A 2,965-nucleotide genomic window follows, 5' to 3' on the forward strand; every position below is an offset into this window, starting at 1 on the left:
GGTCAGTAACACACATGATTAATAACAGATTAAGTTATTAAGGGCGCACGGTGGATGCCTTGGCACTAGAAGCCGATGAAGGACGTTACTAACGACGATATGCTTTGGGGAGCTGTAAGTAAGCTGTGATCCAGAGATTTCCGAATGGGGGAACCCAGCACAAGTTATGTTGTGTTATCGACATGTGAATTCATAGCATGTCAGAAGGCAGACCCGGAGAACTGAAACATCTTAGTACCCGGAGGAAGAGAAAGAAAAATCGATTCCCTGAGTAGCGGCGAGCGAAACGGGAAGAGCCCAAACCAATAGGCTTGCCTATTGGGGTTGTAGGACACTCTATACGGAGTTACAAAGGAAAATGTTAGACGAATCATCTGGAAAGATGAATCAAAGAAGGTAATAATCCTGTAGTCGAAAATGTTTTCTCTCTTGAGTGGATCCTGAGTACGACGGAGCACGTGAAATTCCGTCGGAATCTAGGAGGACCATCTCCTAAGGCTAAATACTCTCTAGTGACCGATAGTGAACCAGTACCGTGAGGGAAAGGTGAAAAGTACCCCGGAAGGGGAGTGAAAGAGAACTTGAAACCGTGTGCTTACAAATAGTCAGAGCCCGTTAATGGGTGATGGCGTGCCTTTTGTAGAATGAACCGGCGAGTTACGATCTGATGCAAGGTTAAGCTGCAAATGTGGAGCCGTAGCGAAAGCGAGTCTGAATAGGGCGAGATAGTATTTGGTCGTAGACCCGAAACCAGGTGATCTACCCATGGCCAGGCTGAAGTTCAGGTAACACTGAATGGAGGGCCGAACCGACTTACGTTGAAAAGTGAGCGGATGAGCTGTGGGTAGCGGAGAAATTCCAATCGAACTTGGAGATAGCTGGTTCTCTCCGAAATAGCTTTAGGGCTAGCCTCAAGTGATGATTATTGGAGGTAGAGCACTGTTTGGACGAGGGGCCCCTCTCGGGTTACCGAATTCAGACAAACTCCGAATGCCAAATAATTTAACTTGGGAGTCAGAACGTGGGTGATAAGGTCCATGTTCGAAAGGGAAAGAGCCCAGACCACCAGCTAAGGTCCCAAAATATATGTTAAGTGGAAAAGGATGTGGCGTTGCCCAGACAACTAGGATGTTGGCTTAGAAGCAGCCATCATTTAAAGAGTGCGTAATAGCTCACTAGTCGAGTGACACTGCGCCGAAAATGTACCGGGGCTAAACATATTACCGAAGCTGTGGATTGTCCTTCGGACAATGGTAGGAGAGCGTTCTAAGGGCGGTGAAGCATGATCGCAAGGACATGTGGAGCGCTTAGAAGTGAGAATGCCGGTGTGAGTAGCGAAAGACGGGTGAGAATCCCGTCCACCGATTGACTAAGGTTTCCAGAGGAAGGCTCGTCCGCTCTGGGTTAGTCGGGTCCTAAGCTGAGGCCGACAGGCGTAGGCGATGGATAACAGGTTGATATTCCTGTACCACCTATTATCGTTTTAAGCGATGGGGGGACGCAGTAGGATAGGCGAAGCGTGCTGTTGGAGTGCACGTCCAAGCAGTAAGACTGAGTGTTAGGCAAATCCGGCACTCATAAGGTTGAGCTGTGATGGGGAGAGGAAATACGTTTCCTCGAGTCGTTGATTTCACACTGCCAAGAAAAGCCTCTAGCTAGATACTTGGTGCCCGTACCGCAAACCGACACAGGTAGTCAAGATGAGAATTCTAAGGTGAGCGAGCGAACTCTCGTTAAGGAACTCGGCAAAATGACCCCGTAACTTCGGGAGAAGGGGTGCTCTTTGGGGTGTATGCCCGGAAGAGCCGCAGTGAATAGGCCCAAGCGACTGTTTATCAAAAACACAGGTCTCTGCTAAACCGTAAGGTGATGTATAGGGGCTGACGCCTGCCCGGTGCTGGAAGGTTAAGAGGAGTGGTTAGCTTCTGCGAAGCCACGAATCGAAGCCCCAGTAAACGGCGGCCGTAACTATAACGGTCCTAAGGTAGCGAAATTCCTTGTCGGGTAAGTTCCGACCCGCACGAAAGGCGTAACGATTTGGGCACTGTCTCAACGAGAGACTCGGTGAAATCATAGTACCTGTGAAGATGCAGGTTACCCGCGACAGGACGGAAAGACCCCGTGGAGCTTTACTGTAGCCTGATATTGAAATTCGGCACAGCTTGTACAGGATAGGTAGGAGCCTTAGAAACGTGAGCGCTAGCTTACGTGGAGGCGCTGGTGGGATACTACCCTAGCTGTGTTGGCTTTCTAACCCGCACCATTTATCATGGTGGGAGACAGTGTCAGGCGGGCAGTTTGACTGGGGCGGTCGCCTCCCAAAGTGTAACGGAGGCGCTCAAAGGTTCCCTCAGAATGGTTGGAAATCATTCATAGAGTGTAAAGGCATAAGGGAGCTTGACTGCGAGACCTACAAGTCGAGCAGGGTCGAAAGACGGACTTAGTGATCCGGTGGTTCCGCATGGAAGGGCCATCGCTCAACGGATAAAAGCTACCCCGGGGATAACAGGCTTATCTCCCCCAAGAGTTCACATCGACGGGGAGGTTTGGCACCTCGATGTCGGCTCATCGCATCCTGGGGCTGTAGTCGGTCCCAAGGGTTGGGCTGTTCGCCCATTAAAGCGGTACGCGAGCTGGGTTCAGAACGTCGTGAGACAGTTCGGTCCCTATCCGTCGTGGGCGTAGGAAATTTGAGAGGAGCTGTCCTTAGTACGAGAGGACCGGGATGGACATACCTCTGGTGTACCAGTTGTCGTGCCAACGGCATAGCTGGGTAGCTATGTATGGACGGGATAAGTGCTGAAAGCATCTAAGCATGAAGCCCCCCTCAAGATGAGATTTCCCAACTTCGGTTATAAGATCCCTCAAAGATGATGAGGTTAATAGGTTCGAGGTGGAAGCGTAGCGATACGTGGAGCTGACGAATACTAATCGATCGAAGACTTAATCAATTTTAAATGTTTTG

1 rRNA gene is annotated in these 2,965 nt (G+C 50.2%); it reads left to right on the plus strand.

The annotated features are described in order from the left end of the window. Window positions 1-27: 27 nt before the first annotated feature. Window positions 28-2,951: ribosomal RNA gene (locus A33S_RS0100265) — 23S ribosomal RNA — on the plus strand. The last annotated feature ends 14 nt before the right edge of the window (window positions 2,952-2,965 follow it).

The organism is Staphylococcus massiliensis CCUG 55927 (assembly GCF_000298075.1).
Lineage (GTDB): Bacteria > Bacillota > Bacilli > Staphylococcales > Staphylococcaceae > Staphylococcus > Staphylococcus massiliensis.